An 18,226-nucleotide genomic window follows, 5' to 3' on the forward strand; every position below is an offset into this window, starting at 1 on the left:
CCCGGCCAATGAAGGCCGGAGGGAGCGAGCCGTGGACATCCTGAAGATCGTCGGCCTGGGCCTGGCTGCCAGCCTTGCATGCCTGCCGCTCCCGGGTGGCGCGCAGCCGGTCGCCGAGCAGCGCCCGGCGGGCCTGATCGCGGCGGACCTGTTGCCGGCGCCCAGCCAGGCCGCAGGCGAGCAGCCCGCCGCCTGCCAGCCCGAGGCCGGCAAGCGGCCGCCGCGCCGGCCGGCGAGTGCGCCTGCGATCGAGGACCAGCTGCGCAGGGACCCACAGCTCGGCTTCGTCGTGTTCGCGTGGGGGGGCAAGCATTTCGGCGTGAAGGCCGATTCCTGCCTGGACCTGGGCTTCGTCTATCGCCAGTTGCAGCGGGCGCTGGGGCACGAGGTCACGGGCGTGCTGATGCAGGCCGACCTGGACGTGGTTCGCGCGGCGCTGGCGCAGGGTAAGGCCGAGTCCGCCCGCCAGGGCCAGGTGATGGCCGAACGCGCCGACATCGCGGCCGGGCGAACCCGCACGGTGGCCGATTTCCTGCCCGGCCTGGGCAGCAGCCATGACAACAGTTGCGGCCTGCGGCAGGAGCGGGCCAAGGCCCAGTTGCGCCAGGAGATCGCGCGGCGCGTGGCGCAACTGCCGCCGCACATGATGCGTTCAGCCGTGACGGGCGGCATCGAGCAGGAGGAGGTGGCGCGCGCCAACATGGTCGCGCCGGCCTGGCAGCAGCTCTGGCAGCGCGAGCCGGCGCTGGAGGAATGGGCGGGTGCCAACGGCTGCCAGGTTTCGTTGCGCATCAAGGTCGAAGCCTGGCAGGCCGTGATCGGCCAGCCGGCCGATGCGCTGGACCCGGCTGCCGTCGCCGAGTCCCAGCGTCTGATCGCCGAGGCCAGGGAGCGGCTGCGCCGGTTCAACGGGCAGGTGGAGCAGGCGTTGGCCGCCGACGCCGAGCGCAGCGGTGAGACCGCGCGGGCCCGCCAGTGGGCGCTGGACGACCTGACCGGCCGCAGCCGGCTGGCTGATCTGGCGGACCGGATTCCCACCGCGCTGTGCAGCACGCAGGGCTCGCAGTTGAATTGCGTCAAGGGCCCGGCCTGCGCTGCGGAGCACAAGGAGGCGGACGACAGCAAGCGCTGGGCGCAGTTCAGTGCCCTGGTTACCGGCCCGCCGAAGAGTCTCAAGGACGTGCCGCCATCCGCGACGGCGAATGCACAGCGCGTGGCCGCCGCCGACGAGGCGCTCAAGCAATGCCTGGCGCGCCATCCCCACAGCGCCGCCACCAAGTCCGGCCTCAGCTACGCGGGCCAGCCGGTACGGAAGGCTCGGCTGGATTTCGACGCGCAGGGGCTGGTGGGCATGGAACTGACGATGGCGGGCGGCATCGAGGCCGTGCGCGGCGCGTTGACCCGCCGGTACGGCGTGCCCGAGTCGCAGCAGCAGACCCGCACGCGCGTCGAGATGCTGCCGGTGGGCGGCGGCACGGCCGTCACGACCTCGGGGCAGGTGGTGACCTTGAGCCCGTCGCTGCAGCCGAGCCCGGTGTCCTACTCGGTCACCCGCCATGTCTGGAAGTCCCCCAAAGGGCTGGTCGAGGAGGCCTCCGGTGTCCTGCAGTTCCGCTTCACTGGCCGTTGACGGTGCCCGGTGCGCGAGTTCGGGCCGGCTCAGTCGGTAGGCTGGGCCTGATCACGGCGGCCAGCGGACGCGGGCCGTTCGGCTTGCTGAAGCTGCCGGACTCAGCCGCCGACGCGCCGGCAGGGTGGGGACCGCAAGCGCATCGCAGTCTGCTGGGCTATGCGCCTCTGGCGTATGGTCGAGCCATGCTCACCGTGGTTGAAACGCTGCTCTTCCAGCGCCAGTGGCCGCTCTATTGGAGTGAGGAAGAACGTGGCGTCTTCGCCGCCTATATGGCGGAGCACCCTACTGCCGGAGATCTCGTGCCCGAGTCCGGGGGGATTCGCAAAGTGCGATGGGGCGAGCGGGTTCGGGCAAGTTTGAAGGAGATTCGTCGTGCCTCGAAGCCTGAGCCTCTGTCCGATGCCGAACTCACCGCGTACGAAGCGACGCGGGACCTGGCTGCGGAGTTGTTGCAATCCGCCCAGGAAATGAAAGCTGGACAGGTTCGCGTCGTCTCGTCACCCGTCATCGAAGCGCGGCACAAAACCGGCTTGTCCCAGTCCCAGTTCGCGTCGTTGTTGGGCGTCTCGGTGCGTACGCTGCAAGGGTGGGAACAAGGCCGCAAGCAGCCCAGTGGTGCAGCACGCACATTGCTGGCGATCGCCAGCACGAATCCCAAGGCGCTCTTGGCGGTGGCACAGAAATAGCGTGCGCCAGTGAAGCCGGCCGCCTCCGGGCACCCCCCCATCCAGCAAGCAGCCCGCGGAGCCGCAAGCTTTTCCGGCTTTTGGGGCGCGTGCCCGCCTCGCAAACTCCACGCAGCGCACGGCGCGGTGCCGGCCTGGAGATGCAATGGACATACAGGGATTCGCGGGGATCCCCCAGGCTTATGGCGTTTCCGGCGCGGCGCGGAACAAGCCGGGTGCCGCTGCCGGCGCGGCCGAGGCTTCGTCCTCCGGCACGCAGGTCAGCTTCTCGGACCGGGCCAGGGCCCTGGCATCGTCGGACAGCGCGATCGCCGCCCGGCTGGAAAGCATCAAGGCCAAGCCGGCGGTGCAGCGCAGCAGCGAGGAAGTGGCCTTCGTGCAAGCCAACGACGGGCAACTCGCCGGCATCCTCGCCAAAGATCCGCAGACGCGCACCGCCGACAACATCAGCCAGGTGCAACAGGCCGGCGGGTTCGTCAACACCATGGCCAAGCTGAGTGCCGACGAGAAGCGGCTCTACGACGACCTGGTGGCCCAAGGCGACAGCGAGGCCGTGCGGGCGATGAACCTGGTCGCGCTGTCGCGCACGGGGACCGGCGAGGCCACGCTGCCCGCCGGCCAGCGTTTCGACCCGGGCAAGACCGCCATCACCGCCGACAACGTCCGGCAGCTGTTCAGCCAGATGTTCGTCAGCGGGGATGGCCGGGACGCCAAGAGCTTCGACGCGCTGGCGAAGGTCCTGGACGCGACGGCATCGTGAATCGCCCCGGGTAGCGGGGCTCAGCGCCGCCGGATTTCCAGGATCACCGGGCTGCGCGCGGGCAGGGCGAGCGTGCCGCCGAGCGTGAATTCGCGGCCGTCGTCCAGCACGTCGCGTGCCGTGTCGCCGGCCGCCACGCGTTCCGCGAAGCGCGACAGCGCCAGCGCCACCGGCTGGTCGTTCTTGTTCATCGCCACCATCACCGTGCGCCCCGCGTCGTAGCGGAAGAACACATAGACCCCGTCCACCGGCGCGTACTGCATCAGCGCGCCGTCGTGGATCAGGCGTTCGCCCTTGCGCCAGGTGAACAGCCGCCGCACCCAGTCCTGCATGCCGCGCTGCGCGGCCGTGAGGCCGGCACCGGTGAAGGCGTTCACCGGGTCGCCGGCCCAGCCGCCGGGCATGTCGGCGCGCACGCGGCCGTCGTCGCGCTCCGACGGGCTCTGCATCAGGATTTCGCTGCCGTAGAACAGCTGCGGGATGCGGCGCGTGGTGGCGAGGTAGGCCAGCGCGAGCCTGGTCAGGCCCACGTCGCGCTTCATCAGCGTGAACAGCCGCGGCGTGTCGTGGTTGCCGTCGAACAGCACCAGCTTGCCCGGGTCGGGGTAGACGAAGTCATGCCCCAGGCCCTCGTAGAGCCGCGTCAGGCCGGTGAAGGCGCCGTCGCCCTCGGTCAGCGCGGCCAGCAGCGCGGTGTTCATCGGGAAATCCATCATGCTGGGCGCGGACGACACATAGCCGTCGTGGTTGCGCTTGCCGCGCTGCCAGTAGGCCACCACGGCCGGGTGCGGGCTCCATTCCTCGCCGACGATGTTGAGCCCCGGGTACTCCTGCATGACGCGGGCCGACCAGCGGGCCAGGAAGTCGCGGTCGGAGTAGGAATAGGTGTCGGTGCGGATGCCGGACAGGCCGTAGCGCTCGATCCACCACAGCGTCATCTGCGTCAGGTAGGTGGCCAGCTCGGGCCGGCGCTGGTTCAGGTCGGGCATGGCGGGCACGAACCAGCCGTCGGTGAAGCGCTTGCGGTCGCTGGGTGCGGCGTAGGGGTCCAGCAGCGTCATGCGCGCGTGGTGGGTCTCCACATGGCCTTGCGGCCACTGGTTGAGCCAGTCGGGCGCGGGCAGGTCGGCCATCCACCAGTGGCCGCTGCCGATGTGGTTGAGCACCACGTCGTGGATGACGCCCAGGCCCCGGGCGCGCGCATCGGCCACGAAGGCGCCGAAGTCGTCGCCGCTGCCGAAGCGCGGGTCGATGCGGTAGAAGTCGGTCGCCGCGTAGCCGTGGTAGCTGTACTTGCCGCTGTCGTTGGCGACCAGCGGCGTGGGCCAGACCTGCGTGAACCCGAGGCCGGCGATGTAGTCCAGGTGCCGGCGCAGGCCGGCCAGGTCGCCGCCGTGGCGGCCGTTGGGGTCGGCGCGGTCGATGCCTTCCTTCATGCCGCCTTGCCGGCCGCTGCCACCGTGGGCGAAGCGGTCGGGCACGACGAGGTAGATCGCGTCCCGGGGGCCGAAGCCCTGGCGCTCGGCCGAACCGGGCTCGCGGGCGCGCAGCGGGTAGCGCAGCGTCTGGCCGGCCACCGTCAGCGCCAACTCGCCGGGCCGGGCGGCGGGGCCCACGTCGAGGTCGATGAACAGGTAATTGGCGCTGGCCGCGCGGTGGCTGCCCTTCAGCGTCACGCCGGGGTAGGGGGCCAGCACGGGCGTGGTGTCGGCGATGCCGGGGCCGTGCAGCATCAGCTGCAGCGAGGTGTCGCGCATGCCGACCCACCAGTTGGGCGGCTCGATGCGTACCTTGGCTGCGGCGGGTTCGGCGGCCGGCGTGGCGGCGAGGGCGGGCAGGCTCATCAGCAGGGCGGCGGCGAGGGTGAGCAGGGCTTTCATCGCGCTTCCAGGCGGTAGACGCGGACGGACAGCGGCGGCAGCGCCGCCAGCGCGCGCGGCGCGGCGGCGCCTTGCGGGTAGAGCGGGCGGGCGCGGGCCGGCAGGTCGAGCGTGGCGGGCGTGTCGCCGTAGTTCACGGCCACCAGCAACCGCTCGCCGCCGTGCACGCGCTCGAAGCGCCAGACCAGGCCGTCCACGCGGTCGGCCTCGTAACGGCCCAGCGTCAGCGCGGGCGAGGCGCGGCGCAGCGCGATCAGCTGGCGGTAGAAGTTGAACAGCGAGCCGGCGTCGGCCTGCTGGCTCTCGGCGTTGTGGCGGCTGCGGTTCAGCGACAGCGGGCGGAAGGGCTGGGCGGCGTCGGTGGTGAAACCGCCCGGGCCGCGGTTGCCCGGCGTCCAGCTCATCGGCGCGCGCAGCGGCAGGTCGCCCGGGCCGTCGATGCCGGCCTGGCCGATCTCCTCGCCGTAGTAGACGAACGGCGTGCCGGGCAGCAGCAGGTAGCTGGCGGCGGCCAGCCGGTAGCGGGCCTCGTCGCCGTGCAGCTGCTCCCACAGCCGCGGGCCGGTGAAGCTGTCGTGGTTGTGCAAAAAGGTCGCCATCGTCGGCGCCAGCGTGCGGTAGTAGCTGGCCACCTTCTGCACGGCGGCGGCGTCGCCCCGGGCGGCGCCGATCATGGCGCCGTTCAGGCCGAACGCGAACGCGCCGCCGCACAGTCCCGGGTCGCCGTAGACGGCGGGCTCGGCCGTGGCCTCGCAGACGACGTAGCGGCCCGGGTAGCGCTTGATCAGGTCCTGGAAGTGCTTGGTCAGCGCGCGGCTCTCGGGCTGGTCGTTCCAGTCCTTGGCGTCGTGCTCGATGAGGTGGGGCACGGCGTCCAGCCGGTAGCCGTCCAGGCCGCGGTTGAGCCAGAAGCGCATCGAGTCCTCGTGGTACTGCAGCACGGCCGGGTTGCGCATGTCGAAGTCGGGCATCTGCGGCCCGAAGGTGCCGAAATAGGTGTCCGGCGCGCCGGGCCGGGGCGGCGGCAGGTCCTTGGGCTCGCCGGGGAAGGCCCAGGGCGCCGTCGCGGCGTCGTACCAGGGGTATTTGCCCCAGATGTCCCAGCCCGGGCCCGGGTCGGGGTTCCAGACGAACCAGCTGCGCCACGGGCTGGCGCGGTCCTTCAGCGCGGCCTGGAAGGGGGGGAACTGCCAGGATGCGTGGTTGATGACGTAGTCCATCACGATGCCGATGCCGCGCTTGTGCGCCTCGCGCACCAGCTCGTCGAAGTCGGCCAGCGTGCCGTACTGCGGCTCGATGGCGCGGAAGTCGGTGGTGGCGTAGCCGTGGTCGCGGTCGGCGCTGGCGGTGATGGGCATCAGCCACAGGCCGCTGACGCCGAGCTTCTGCAGGTAGTCCAGCCGCCGCGTCAGGCCGCGCAGGTCGCCGATGCCGTCGCCGTCGCTGTCCTGGTAGCCGCGCACGAAGATTTCCATGAACACACCCTGCTGCCAGTGCGCCGGCAGCGTGCTGGCGCGCGGCTGGGCCGGCACGGGGCGGGTGTCGATCTGGGCCTGCGCCTGGGCGCCCAGCGCGCTGGCCAGGGCCAGGCTCGTCAGCAGTTTTCGGGTGTTCATGTATTCAAACTACTTGTCTCGGGGCTGCGGAGCATAGGGGTTGCCCGCGATGTTTTCCATGGGTGCTTGCGATGGATGTAGTTTTGCTACTATTTCGGCAGAACCTCTGGAGACTCCCATGCCCGTTCGCCCGGCGCTGCTGGCGCTGCTGACCCTGGCCTCATTCACCGGCGCCGCGCAGGCGGCCGACCGGGCCGACCTGGACGACTGCAACGCGCCCGTGCCGCTGCCGGCCGCCGCCGCCCGGCCGCTGGCGCAGGCCTACTGGCTGGACGCTCGCACGCTGCAGTGGCCGGGGCTGGCGCTGCGGCCCGGCGAGCGGGTGCGGCTGCACCACGCGCGGGCGGCCGGCCTGCGCGCGGTGGCGGGCGAGCCGGTGGCCGGCGCGGACGGCGCGGTGGACCTGGCCGCCAGCGCCGCAGCGCTGCCGGCGCGCTGGCGCTTCATTGGCGACGGCCCGCGCTTCGCGGTGGTGCCGGGCGCCGACGTGGCCGCGCTGCTGCGCGAGCAACTGCTGCTGGTGCACGAGGCGGCGGACGGCCGCGTCATCGCCGCCACCGGCGTGCAGTTGCCCGGCGCGCTGGACGACCTGTACGCCGCCGCCGAGCAGGTCGGCGACCTCGGCGCCCATCCCACGCGGGCGGCGACCGGCTTCGCCGTCTGGGCGCCCACCGCGCAGCGCGTGCTGCTGTGCCGCTACGCCGGGGCCGACTCGCCCGCCATCGCCGCCGACGCGATGCGCCTGGATGCCGCCACCGGCGTCTGGCGCGCCGCGCTGCCGGGCGACCTGAGCGGGCAGGCCTACCGCTACCTCGTGGACGTGGTGACGCCCACGCACGGCCGGGTGCGCAACCTCGTCACCGACCCGTACTCGGTCGCGCTGACGGCCGACTCGCAGCGCAGCCTGGTCGCCGACCTGGCCGCCCCCGCGCTCAAGCCGCCCGGCTGGGACGCCGCGCCGCGCCCCACGCGCGTGAAAGCGGCGACCGACCAGGTCATCTACGAGCTGCACGTGCGCGACTTCTCCATCAGCGACGCGACGGTGCGCCCGGCCTGGCGTGGCAAATACCTGGCCTTCACGGAAGCCCGCTCCAACGGCATGCAGCACCTGAAGGCGCTGGCGAAGGCGGGGCTGACCGACGTGCACCTGCTGCCGGTGTTCGACCTGGCCAGCGTGCCCGAGCGCGGCTGCAAGACGCCCACCGTCCCCGACGCGCCGCCCGACAGCGCGCTGCAGCAGGCCGCCGTGATGGCCGTGGCCGACGAGGACTGCTTCAACTGGGGCTACGACCCCTGGCACTTCAACACGCCGGAAGGCAGCTACGCGACCGACCCGCTGCGGCGCGTCATCGAGTTCCGGCAGATGGTGATGGCGCTGCACCGGGCCGGCCTGCGCGTCGGCATGGACATGGTCTACAACCACATGGCCGCCGTCGGCCAGGCGCCCAAGTCCGTGCTGGACCGCCTCGTGCCCGGCTACTACCACCGGCTCGATGCCCAGGGCGCCGTCGAGCGCTCCACCTGCTGCGACAACACCGCCACCGAGCACCGCATGATGGCCAAGCTGATGATCGACTCGGCGGCGCTGTGGGTGCGTGAATACAGGATCGACTCCATGCGCTTCGACCTGATGGGCCACCAGCCGCGCGAGGCCATGGAGCGGCTGCAGCGGCGCGTGGACGCCGAGGCCGGCCGGCCAGTGCAGCTGCTGGGCGAGGGCTGGAACTTCGGCGAGGTGGCCGACGGCGCGCGCTTCGTGCAGGCCTCGCAGCTGAGCCTGAACGGCAGCGGCATCGGCTCGTTCAGCGACCGCGCCCGCGACGCCGCGCGTGGCCGCGGCGAGGCGCCCGGCGCGCTCGGCTGGCTCAACGGCGGGGCGGACGGCGAGACGGCCGACCTGATCCGCGTCGGCCTGGCCGGCTCGCTGCGCGGCTTCGAGCTGAGCACCTGGCGCGGCGAGACCCGGCGCCTGGACCGCATCGCCTACGGCGGCAACCAGCCGGCCGGCTTCGCGTCCGAGCCCAGCGAGGTCGTCAACTACGTCGAGAACCACGACAACCAGACCCTGTTCGACGCCAACGTGCTGAAGCTGCCGCCGGCCACCTCGCGCGCGGACCGCGCCCGCGTGCAGATGTTGGGCGCCGCGCTCGTCGCGTTCAGCCAGGGCGTGGCCTACTTCCACGCCGGGCAGGACATCCTGCGCAGCAAGAGCCTGGACCGCAACAGCTACAACAGCGGCGACTGGTTCAACCGGCTGGACTGGCGCTACCGCAGCAACCACTTCGGCACCGGCCTGCCGCCGCAGCAGGACAACGCCGGCCCGGGCGGCCGCGACTGGGTGCTGGCCCGCGAGCGCCTGGCCGACCCCGCCATCGCCCCCGGCCCTAAGGAGATCGCCTGGTCGCGCGACGTGTTCCGCGAGCTGCTGAGGATCCGCCAGAGCACGCCGCTGCTGCGGCTGGGCAGCGCGGCCGAGATCGGAAAGCGCGTCAGCTTCCCCGGCAGCGGCGCCGGCCAGAACCCGGCGCTGGTGGCCACGCGCATCGACGGCGCCGGCCTGCCGGGCTTCAAGGCGGTGATGACGCTGATCAACGTCGCGCCCACGGCCCAGGTGCTGGACCTGCCCGCCGAGGCCGGCGTGCGCTGGGTGCTGCACCCGGTGCAGCGCACGGGCGCCGATGCGCGCGTGAAGCGCGAGGCGAGGGCGGTGCAGGGCCGCTTCGAGGTGCCGGCGCGCAGCGCGGTGGTGTTCGTGCGCCAATAGCGCAGTTTCGAGAGGGCTCCTGAAGCTGCCGTGAATGGGCTCGCCGCCGCCATCGTGAGCGTCAATCACCGCGACTTTGCCGACGCTGACATCGACCTGCTGTTGCCCCGTGACGTCTTGCCAAGGATTTCCGATGACTGACACCGCCACGTATCCACTGCGGCTGCCGCGCTCGGTCAAGGCTGTGGCCGAGAAGTTCGCCAAGGAGGAAGGCATCAGCCTGAATCAACTCGTCGCTACCGCCGTGGCAGAGAAGCTGGCCGTGATGCGCACCGCCGAGTTTTTCGCGGAGCGCCGCGAGCGCGCCGACCTGCCAGCGCTGCGCAAGCTGCTGACCCGAACCGGCGGCCTGCCTCCGCAGCCAGGGGAGGAGCGCAGGGATTGAGGCGACGATTGCCGCTCCGAACTCAGGCGGCCATGCCCTTGATGCGGGCCTCGAAATCCGCCATGCGGCCGTTGACCGCGCGCACGCCGTAGTGAAAGGCCAGGGCTGCGGCGGGCCAGCAGCGGACGATGCCGTTCTGCACATCGCCGACCTCGCCGAACCTGCTGCGCGTGGTGGCCCAGGTGAGGGGCAGTTGGTGGCGGCGCGCGAAGCGGCACAGGCTGCGCAGCAGTTCGGGGCGTTCGAGGTGGCGGTCGCTCCACTTGATCTCCAGCGCCGCGATGGGCTGGAGGCTCTGGGATGACTCGACGAGATCCACCTCGGCATCGTCGGTGCCCCATTTGGCGTAATTCAAGCGCGCATCTTCGTGGAAGCGCTGCGAAAATACGGCAGTTTCCACCAGATGGCCGAAATCGGCATGGTCGGGGTTCTGCGCGCCGAACAGTCCGGTATACATGGCCGGCGCGGCGGCAGCTGAGCCCGAGACGAGGATGCGCAGGTCGGGCCGGTGGTCCACCAGCGGCTTGAGGTGTTTCTCCCAGTCCTTGTGCGACTGCACGTCGTCGAAGAACACATAGCGTGTGCCGCTGCCGTCGGGCGCTATGGCCTCGAACTGCTGGATGAGGTCCGCCAGCGACTGGCCGTGCAGCAAGGGGTGGTCCATTTCCACGTAGGCCACGCGGTGGGCCGGCACGCCGGCCGCCAGCAGGTCGGCGATCAGGTGGCGGATGAGGATGGTCTTGCCCACGCGGCGAGGCCCCAGCAGCACCACCGCCCGCCGCAGTTGCTCGTCCATCAGCAACTGCTTGACCAGGCCCAGATAGGCCCGTGGCCGCAGCGCCTGCGTGACGGGGTCCATCTGGCTGCTGCCCCACTATGGATTCAGCTGCTTAAGTTGCTCTGCAACCTGTTGATTAGAAACGTCTTTCATCAGAAATGCGGGATAAGCACAGTTCTCTTTGCTTAATCTGGCATGAGCCGGGTTCCCTGATTCGCGTGTGACACGCCATGTCGTGTGGATGCGAAGCCGGCGAGGCCCCAACCCCAACCCAACCAACCCAAACCACCGTCAGCCGCGGCGGTTGCGCCGCGCCGCCGCCAGGCCCAGGCCCAAGCCACCCAGCAGCATCAACGCGGCGCTGGCCGGCTCCGGCACGGCCGACACGTCGAACGTCAGTTGCCCGCCGACCCACTGCCCCTCGGCGACGCCAAGCGCGAGGTCCTTGTAGCCTTCGCTGAACTCGATGCGCAGCTTGCCGTCGGCGCCCGCGGCGATGCCCAGGCCCGCCAGGTCCAGCGAGCCGCTGTAGCTGCCGCTGCCGCTGCCGAAGTCGGCCTCGCCGGGCGCGAAGGTGAACAGCTCCAGGCCACTGGCGCTGCCGAAGCTGAGCTGCATTTCCGACAGGCTGCTGGGCGCGAAGGCCTCCAGCGTCACCGACCAGTCCAGCGCCTTCAGCACCGCGTGGGCGCCGATGTCGATGAACCAGACGGTGTTGCCGGCTTCGCCCAGCAGGTTGACGCTCTGCGCGCCGGCCACGTCGACGACGACGCTACCGGCCTGCGCCGCGGCGCTGCCGAGCAGGCCGGCGAGGGCGAGGGTGGTGGCGGCGGCCAGGCGGTGGATGCGGTGTTTCATGGTGGAAGCTCTCAGTGGGATGCGGGGCGGACGAAGACGACGGCCGTGCGCGCCGGCACGCTGAAGGTGCCGGTGGCGGCGTCGAACGCGGCTTGCGCGGCGCGCCAGTCGGCGGCGCCGGCGGCGGTGTGCACCGGGTGCAGCACCAGCGGCCGGCCGGCCAGCGCGGGCAGCGTCAGCTGCTTGGCCGCCTTGTCGACGTTGATCAGGTAGACCAGCTCGTCGAAGTTGGCGCCGGGGTAGCCCACGCCGTTCAGGCGGCCGACCAGCACCGTGGGCTCCTGCGCCGAGCCGGTGTTCAGGAAGCTCAGCCGCGCCTTGATGTCCTCGGCCGTGCGCAGGCGCAGCAGCGTCGTGCTCTTGCGGATCTTCAGCAGGTCGCGGAAGGCGTCGCGGGTCCAGGCAATGTCGTTGGCGTGCGGCTTGATCAGCGCGTTGGCCAGCAGCGGGCGGGCCAGGTTCCAGTTGTCGCCGTTGTCGCGCGCGGGCGGCAGGCCGACGCCGAAGTTGTTGTCCTGGTAGCTCCAGTCCAGCCGGTTGAACCAGTCGCCGCTGTCGTAGCTGTTCCTGTCGAGCGACTTGCTGCGCAGCACGTCGGTGCCGGCATGGAAATAGGCCACGCCCTGGCTGAAGGCGTTGATGGCGTTGGCCAGGATCTGCACCCGGGCGCGGTCCTCCTTGCTCGTGCCGGTGGGCAGGCGGAAGGCGTTGTTGTCGAACAGCGTCAGGTTGTCGTGGTTCTCCACGTAGTTGACGACCTCGCCCGGCTCCAGCACCCAGCCGGCGGGGATGCCGCCCACGTCGATCTGGTCCAGCCGCAGCGTGGCGTCCCAGCTCGTCTGCATCTGGAAGCTGCGGATGGAGCCCGCTAGCGACGCCTTCAGGCGGTCGGCCATCCACATCAGCGTGCCGCGGTCCTGGCCGGAGGCGCTGGCGTTGGCGTCGTAGAAGTAGCCGTTGACGTAGCCCTGCTCGCTGACCAGCGCGTTGCCGCTGTCGCAGCAGCCGCCGCCGCGCACCGCGTCGCGCATCAGCGGGTTGAAGCTGCCGATGCCCGAGCCGTTCAGCGACAGCATCTCCGCCTGCACGAAGCGCGCGCCGTTGGCCACCTCGCCGAAGTTCCAGCCCTCGCCGACGATCTGCACCGGCCGGCCGGCGGCGGCCTCGACGCGCGCCTTCAGCGCCTCGATCACCGCCCGCGGATGGTGGCCCATGATGTCGAAGCGCAGCGAGCTGATCCGGTAGTCGCGCACCCAGGTGACGGCCGAGTCCGTCATCAGCTTGGCCATCATCAGGTTCTCGGACGCGGTGTTCTCGCAGCAGGTCGAGCGCTCGATGCCGCCGGTCGCGTTGTAGCGGAAGTAGTAGCCGGGCACGGCCTTGTCCAGCACCGAGGTGGCGTTCTGGCCGGACGAGGTGGTGTGGTTGTAGACCATGTCCATGCCCACGCGCAGGCCGGCCGCGTTCAGCGCCTGCACCATGCGGCGGAACTCGACGACGCGGGCCAGCGGGTCGGCCGCGTTGCTGGCGTAGCTGCCGTCCGGCGTCGTGAAGTGGTGCGGGTCATAGCCCCAGTTGAAGCAGTCGCTGCCGGCGGTCGCGGCGACCGCGGCCTGCTGCGTCTCGCCGTCCGGCGCGCCGGACGGCGAGGGCGTGGTGCAGCCCTTCTCGTTGACGCTGGCGATGTCGAACACCGGCAGCAGGTGCACGTCGGTCAGGCCGGCGGCGGCCAGCGCGGCCAGGTGGCGCATGCCGTTGGACTGCGCCTGCGTGAACGCCAGGTACTTGCCGCGCTGGGCGGCCGGCACGGTGGCGTCGTTGATCGAGAAGTCGCGCACGTGCAGCTCGTAGATGCTGAGGTCCGACGGCGCGTTGACGGTGGCCGGCGGCGCGCCCGCGTCCCAGCCGGCCGGCTTGGTGGCGGCGGCGTTCAGGTCCATCACCACGCTCTGCTGGCCGCCCAGCGTCAGGCCCAGCGAGTAGGGGTCGGTGACGAGGTTCTTCACCAGGCCGGTGCCGCGCACGAACACCTGCACCTGGTAGCGGTAGCTGGCGCCCTGCAGGCTGCCGGGCTTGGCGAGGCTCCAGACGCCGGTGGCGGCGTCGCGGACCATGGGCTCGGTGGTCGTGCGGGTCAGCGTGGAGCCGGCGACCGGCGTGCTCAGCACCAGCGAGACGGCCTGCGCCGTCGGCGCCCAGAGCTTGAAGCGGGTGCTGCCGCCCGCCACGGTCGCGCCCAGGTCGGGCACGTCGCGCGCGGCGGCATAGAGGTCGTCCAGCGCGCCGGCGACCTGCGCGGTCGTCGCGTTCTGCACCTTGCCCTCGGCGTCCTCCTGCACCAGCACCAGCTGCTGCTGGTGCAGCGCCGGCAGGCGGGCCAGGTCGGCCGGGCGCACCGCGAACACCGCGCCGCTGGCGACGTACTTGAAGCGCAGCGCGTCGGCGGCGGGCACGCTGCCGGTGAAGGCGTCCAGCGTGATGTAGCCGTCGGCGCCCTGCACCGGCGCATCGGCCGCCACGCGGATCTGGCCGGTCGCCGAGTGGTACAGGCGCACGCTGCCGGCGGTGGCCAGGCGCGGCCACTTCACCAGCGTCTTGTTCAGCCACACGGCGCGCGCGTCGGTGCTGGAGACCTGGCGCAGGTCCGGCGGCGCCGTGAAGACGGTGGCGTCGCGCTCCACCAGCCAGACGTGGCCCACCTGGCCCTGCACCGCCAGCGCGGCGAACTCGACGCGGATGTTGCTGTCGCGGCCGTCCTTGTCGTTCTCGTTGGGCGGCATGCCGTGGATGATGAACTCCAGGCCCTTGCGCTCCAAGTCGCCCTGCGGGTTCAGCACCGGGATGTCGAACACCACCTCGCCGTCGCCGGCCGCGAAGCCGGGCATCGCGCTCAGCGGCACGGGCTGGTTCCAGGCGTCGATGGCGACGCCGGCCGGCAGGCGCGCGGCGTCCAGGCCGCTGCCGTTCCACAGGTGCAGGCCCCAGGCGGCATAGCCCGCGTCGAAGCGCCGGTAGTGGACGCGCACGGTCCGGATGTCCGGCACCGGCAGCAGCAGCGGGTTCTGGCCGTAGTTCGTGCCGTCGCCCTGCAGCCGCCAGACCTCGTTGGCGCCGGACTGCAGCTGATAGCTCTGGTCGGCGCCGCCGTTGTCCTTGTCGTCGCCGTTGTGGAACAGGAAGCCCACGGTGCCGCTGCCGGCGGCCAGCGGCACGTCGTAGTAGACGCCGAAGTCGTCGCTGCCCGCGGCGTTGAAGCCCTCGTTCCAGTTCGGGCTCTGCGCGGCGTTCCAGGTGTGGATCTGCCAGCCGGCGTGGTTGCCGTCCGCGCGGCGGTAATGCACGCGCAGCGACGTGGCCGGCGCGCCCGGCGTGGCCACCGCGGCGGCCCGGGCGTTCGGCACCGCGGCCACCAGCTCCACGCCGCCGTCCGCCGCGGCCGCGCCCACGCTGCTCAGCGCCGCCTGCGTCGGCGCGGGCGCATCGGCCCCGCCGCCGCAGCCGGCCAGCACGCCGGTCAAACCCAGCGCCAGCGCGCCCACGATCCGCCGCGCCTGCCGCGCGGCCCTGCCAGCCCATGTCTGCATGTCGTCTCGCTCCTTGGAATGGCGCGCATGCTAGTGAAGTAAAACTACATCCGAAAGTCGGTGGATTCCCTGGGTTTCGGATCACAGTTCCGTGAAGACCTTGGCAAACAAGGGGCTCTTGCCGGGCATGTGGCCGATCGAATGTAGTTTTGCTTCGTCATTCCAGCCGGGGCCATGGACACGGCGGGCACCCGGGCATGACTGCAGACAGCGGCGCGCCGCAGGCATAAGCTGCAGCGCGCAGAGGAGACCTCGCCATGACCCCGCTCCGTGCCGCCCTCGCCGCCATCACCACCTGGGCGCTCGCCGCCGTCGCCTGCCTGTCGGGCTGCGCGGCCCCGCCGCCGGCCGCCGCGCCGGCTGCCGACGTCTTCGTCGACGCGGCCTTCGCGCCGGCCAGCGCGCCCATCCGGGCCGCGGACGCGCTGGCCCTCAGCCCGGCGATGCGGCAGTTCGCCGACACCGAGATGGCCGCCGAGATCCGCCGCAAGGGCCAGCGCGACGGCCTCATCGACGCGCTCTACACCAAGGGCCGGCTGCAGCTGGACTACGACAGCGAGATCACCCGCACCGCCGCCGAGGCCTTCGACGCGCGGCGCGGCAACTGCCTGTCGCTGGTGCTGATGACGGCCGCCTTCGCCCGCCACCTGAACCTGCCGGTGCGCTTCAACAGCGTCTACCTGGAGGAGAGCTGGACGCGCGCCAACGGCCTCTACTTCGTGGCCGGCCACGTCAACGTCAGCCTGGCGCGGCCGCTGGGCACCGGCAGCTTCGTTTGGGGCGATCCCGAGCTGCTGACCATCGACTTCCTGCCGCCCGAGCAGATCGCGCGCAACCGCAGCCGCGTCGTCGATGAGAGCACCGTGCTCGCGATGTTCCTCAACAACCGCGCCGCCGAGGCGCTCGCGCAGGGCCGGGTGGACGACGCCTACTGGTGGGCGCGCGAGGCCATCCTCACCGACGCGCGCTGGCTGGCCGCCTACAACACGCTGGCCGTGCTGTACCGCCGCAAGGGGCTGCACGCGCAGGCCGAGTCCGCGCTGCGCCTGGTGCTGGCGCGAGAGCCGCTGAACGCGCAGGCGCTGTCCAACCTCGTGCTGGTGCTCGCCGACACCGGCCGGCGCGCCGAGGCGCAGGCCGTGGCCGCCCAGCTCGCGCAGGTGCAGCCGGTGCGGCCCTACAAGTTCTTCGACGACGGCGTGGCCGCGATGCGGGCCGGCGAGTACGCCGCCGCACGCCAGCTCTTCCGCAAGGAACTGGCGCGCGCCGCCTACGTGCCGGAGTTCCACTTCTGGCTCGCGCTGGCGAACTGGGGCCTGGGCGACGTGGCCGGCGCGCGCGGCGAGATCGCGCGGGCGCTGGAGAACAGCGCCACCCGGCGCGAGCGCGAGCTGTACGGCGCCAAGCTGGCCTGGCTCGACGAGCAGCGCGCGCGGCAGCGCAGCGGGCGCGTGGGGTCCTAGCCCGCGCCGCAGGCGCTCGGCCTGCGGTGGGCGCTCAGAACACCCACCCCCCCTGCACCAGCACGCGGGTGCGGCCGGCGCGCTCGCTCACCGGCTCGCCGCCGGCGGTGCGGCGGGCGAGCTGCAGCTTGGCCATGCCGCCGCCTGTGGTCGCCAGGCTCAGCGAGGCGCCCACGTCGGCCAGCGTGCGCGGCTGGCCCGAAGGCCCGGCGGGGTGGGCCGCGCGCGCCCGGCCGTGGTCGGTGAAGACCCCCGCCGTCCAGCGCAGCCGGCTGCCCTGTCCGCCGCTTTGCGTACCGCCCAGCGCCTTGTTCAGCTCTGCGTGCAGCAGCACCGCGTGGTCGCCGCTGAGCTCGCCGATGGGGTAGGCCAGCACGCCGCCGCTGCCGGCCACGCCCATGCGTTCGCTGCCGTCCAGGTTGCGCCCGCTCAGCGTGATCTGCGCCCGCGCGCTGGCCTGCGCCGTGACGCCCTGCGGCAGTTGCACGGCATGCGCCAGCCGGAGTTCGAGCTTGCCGTAGTCGCCCTCGGTCCGGTCGCCCGCCGCGTCCAGCGCCCGGGCCGTGGCGTCGCGGAAAGCGAGCCGCCCGTAGCTCAGCGCCGCGCTGGCCGTGGTCTGGCCGTCGTGGCCGGCCAGCAGCGCGTGGATGTGGCGCAGGCTCACCGAGGCGGTGACGCCGTGCGAGCGCTTGGGCGTGACGAGGCCTGCGCTGCGCACCTCGTCGCGCAGCTGCCGCGCGGCCAGCGCGAGGCCGGCTTCGATGCTGGTGGCCCGGGTGCGCTTGAGCGGCGTGGTGAGGTTGAGTTCGAGCGCGTCGGCGGTGCCGGTGGCGTCCAGCGCGGCGTAGCGGTCGCCGAGTTCGTAGCGGGTGCGCGAGAGCGCGGCTTCGGCGCGCGTGCCGCGGGTGCTCAGCAGCGCGGAGTAGGCCAGGCGCCCGTTGGCCAGGCCGGCGTGTTCGGTGAGCAGGCCGCTGGCGGAGAGCCGGTCGCCGCGCCCGGTGGGGGAGTTCCAGTCCACGGCGCCGGAGAGGCGCGCCTTGCCGGTGTAGCGCGAGCCGTGGTTGTCGGCCAGCAGGTAGCCGTTGGCCGCGGGCGTGGCCTGGGTGCCGACCGCGAAGTCGCTGGTGCCCACGCGGGCGCCGGGCATCACGTCGGCGCGCACGACCTGCACGCCGGGCGTGTCGTTGATGATCAGCATCGCGCGCTCCAGGGTGTCGAGCGAGACGATGTCGTAGCGCTTGACGTCGTCCAGCAGGCCTTGCACGACCGCGTCGTTGACGCGCGAGCGGTTGTCGAGCACGAAGCGGCCGTAGTTGCCCTCGAGCACGCGCAGCGTGAGCACGCCGCCGCCGGCTTCCTGGGCGGGTTCCTGGGCGGGCACGTAGACGCGCGCGACGAAGTAGCCGCGCCCGCGGTAGTAGCGGGTGAGGCGGGCGGCCAGGGCTTCGAGCTCGGCCAGGGTGTAGGCCTTGCCGGCCTCGCCCTGCAGCTGGGCCTGCAGCGTGGCGGTGTCGATCTCGCGGTTGCCGGCGATCTCGAAGCGCGCCACCTGCACGCGCGGGCCGCCGCCGGGCAGGGCCTGCATCGGGGGTGCGGGCGGGAGGTTGCCGAGCGTGGGCAGCGGCGGCGCGGTGTCGGGGCGCGGGGCGGGCGCGGGCAGCTGGCGCAGCGCGTCGCCGATGCCGGGCGGGGCCGTCTGCGCCTGCGCGGCGAAGGCGGCCAGCGCGAGCGCGGCCGACAGCGCCGACAGCGTGAGAAGGCGGGGCTCGAAGGTGCGGGCGCGGGGGGCGGAGCGGGTCGTCATGGACATCGGGGGCAT

12 protein-coding genes are annotated in these 18,226 nt (G+C 72.1%); 6 read left to right on the forward strand and 6 right to left on the reverse strand.

Features of this window, described 5'->3' with window-relative positions; all coding sequences use genetic code 11:
* Positions 1-31: 31 nt before the first annotated feature.
* The 3 genes from QM788_RS14715 (at position 32) to QM788_RS14725 (ending at position 3,079) form a co-directional block, all read left to right on the forward strand.
* Positions 32-1,630: a hypothetical protein gene (locus QM788_RS14715; RefSeq protein WP_415662208.1), complete on the forward strand. Its 1,599-nt coding sequence runs from the start codon at positions 32-34 to the stop codon at positions 1,628-1,630.
* Between the two features lie 83 nt (positions 1,631-1,713).
* The gene (locus QM788_RS14720) at positions 1,714-2,319 is read left to right on the forward strand and encodes a helix-turn-helix domain-containing protein (protein ID WP_415662209.1); all 606 of its coding nucleotides are present in this window, start codon (positions 1,714-1,716) and stop codon (positions 2,317-2,319) included.
* A 145-nt stretch (positions 2,320-2,464) separates the two neighbouring features.
* Positions 2,465-3,079, forward strand: a complete 615-nt coding sequence (locus tag QM788_RS14725) for a hypothetical protein (protein ID WP_415662210.1) — start codon at positions 2,465-2,467, stop codon at positions 3,077-3,079.
* A 20-nt stretch (positions 3,080-3,099) separates the two neighbouring features.
* On the opposite strand, the gene QM788_RS14730 is transcribed toward QM788_RS14725, so the two are convergent.
* A complete protein-coding gene (locus tag QM788_RS14730; protein ID WP_415662211.1) occupies positions 3,100-4,959 on the reverse strand; it encodes a glycoside hydrolase family 13 protein in 1,860 nt (619 codons plus the stop codon).
* Complete coding sequence (locus QM788_RS14735; RefSeq protein ID WP_415662212.1) at positions 4,956-6,575, reverse strand: alpha-amylase family glycosyl hydrolase; 1,620 nt, start codon at positions 6,573-6,575, stop codon at positions 4,956-4,958. The genes QM788_RS14730 and QM788_RS14735 overlap by 4 nt, the downstream gene beginning before the upstream one ends.
* 118 nt (positions 6,576-6,693) lie before the next feature.
* Between QM788_RS14735 and QM788_RS14740 the strand changes: the two genes are divergently transcribed.
* Positions 6,694-9,339 carry an alpha-1,6-glucosidase domain-containing protein gene (locus QM788_RS14740; RefSeq protein WP_415662213.1) on the forward strand — a complete coding sequence of 882 codons (2,646 nt, stop codon included), beginning with the start codon at positions 6,694-6,696 and terminating at the stop codon, positions 9,337-9,339.
* Between the two features lie 133 nt (positions 9,340-9,472).
* Complete coding sequence (locus tag QM788_RS14745) at positions 9,473-9,724, forward strand: pilus assembly protein HicB (protein WP_415662214.1); 252 nt, start codon at positions 9,473-9,475, stop codon at positions 9,722-9,724.
* A gap of 22 nt (positions 9,725-9,746) precedes the next feature.
* Here QM788_RS14745 and QM788_RS14750 read toward each other — a convergent pair whose 3' ends face one another.
* The 3 genes from QM788_RS14750 to QM788_RS14760 form a co-directional block, all read right to left on the reverse strand.
* Positions 9,747-10,583: an ATP-binding protein gene (locus QM788_RS14750; RefSeq protein WP_415662215.1), complete on the reverse strand. Its 837-nt coding sequence runs from the start codon at positions 10,581-10,583 to the stop codon at positions 9,747-9,749.
* A 210-nt stretch (positions 10,584-10,793) separates the two neighbouring features.
* On the reverse strand, positions 10,794-11,360 hold the full coding sequence (locus QM788_RS14755; protein ID WP_415662216.1) for a PEP-CTERM sorting domain-containing protein: 567 nt from the start codon (positions 11,358-11,360) through the stop codon (positions 10,794-10,796).
* An 11-nt stretch (positions 11,361-11,371) separates the two neighbouring features.
* The gene (locus QM788_RS14760) at positions 11,372-14,944 is read right to left on the reverse strand and encodes an alpha-1,6-glucosidase domain-containing protein (protein ID WP_415662217.1); all 3,573 of its coding nucleotides are present in this window, start codon (positions 14,942-14,944) and stop codon (positions 11,372-11,374) included.
* Between the two features lie 257 nt (positions 14,945-15,201).
* On the opposite strand from QM788_RS14760, the gene QM788_RS14765 reads away from it, so the two are divergent.
* The gene (locus QM788_RS14765; RefSeq protein WP_415662218.1) at positions 15,202-16,407 is read left to right on the forward strand and encodes a transglutaminase domain-containing protein; all 1,206 of its coding nucleotides are present in this window, start codon (positions 15,202-15,204) and stop codon (positions 16,405-16,407) included.
* Between the two features lie 34 nt (positions 16,408-16,441).
* On the opposite strand, the gene QM788_RS14770 is transcribed toward QM788_RS14765, so the two are convergent.
* On the reverse strand, positions 16,442-18,217 hold the full coding sequence (locus tag QM788_RS14770; protein ID WP_415662219.1) for a ShlB/FhaC/HecB family hemolysin secretion/activation protein: 1,776 nt from the start codon (positions 18,215-18,217) through the stop codon (positions 16,442-16,444).
* Positions 18,218-18,226: the final 9 nt, after the last annotated feature.

Origin of the sequence: Roseateles sp. (assembly GCF_047654785.1) — a bacterium.
Taxonomy (GTDB): Bacteria; Pseudomonadota; Gammaproteobacteria; order Burkholderiales; family Burkholderiaceae_C; genus Pelomonas.

Excerpts from the sequence above, each read along its gene's own strand:
- QM788_RS14725 (WP_415662210.1), top strand. The coding sequence starts at position 2,465 with ATGGACATACAGGGATTCGCGGGGATCCCCCAGGCTTATGGCGTTTCC.
- QM788_RS14730 (WP_415662211.1), bottom strand. The coding sequence starts at position 4,959 with ATGAAAGCCCTGCTCACCCTCGCCGCCGCCCTGCTGATGAGCCTGCCC.
- QM788_RS14735 (WP_415662212.1), bottom strand. The coding sequence starts at position 6,575 with ATGAACACCCGAAAACTGCTGACGAGCCTGGCCCTGGCCAGCGCGCTG.
- QM788_RS14740 (WP_415662213.1), top strand. The coding sequence starts at position 6,694 with ATGCCCGTTCGCCCGGCGCTGCTGGCGCTGCTGACCCTGGCCTCATTC.
- QM788_RS14745 (WP_415662214.1), top strand. The coding sequence starts at position 9,473 with ATGACTGACACCGCCACGTATCCACTGCGGCTGCCGCGCTCGGTCAAG.
- QM788_RS14750 (WP_415662215.1), bottom strand. The coding sequence starts at position 10,583 with ATGGACCCCGTCACGCAGGCGCTGCGGCCACGGGCCTATCTGGGCCTG.
- QM788_RS14755 (WP_415662216.1), bottom strand. The coding sequence starts at position 11,360 with ATGAAACACCGCATCCACCGCCTGGCCGCCGCCACCACCCTCGCCCTC.
- QM788_RS14760 (WP_415662217.1), bottom strand. The coding sequence starts at position 14,944 with ATGCAGACATGGGCTGGCAGGGCCGCGCGGCAGGCGCGGCGGATCGTG.
- QM788_RS14765 (WP_415662218.1), top strand. The coding sequence starts at position 15,202 with ATGACCCCGCTCCGTGCCGCCCTCGCCGCCATCACCACCTGGGCGCTC.
- QM788_RS14770 (WP_415662219.1), bottom strand. The coding sequence starts at position 18,217 with ATGTCCATGACGACCCGCTCCGCCCCCCGCGCCCGCACCTTCGAGCCC.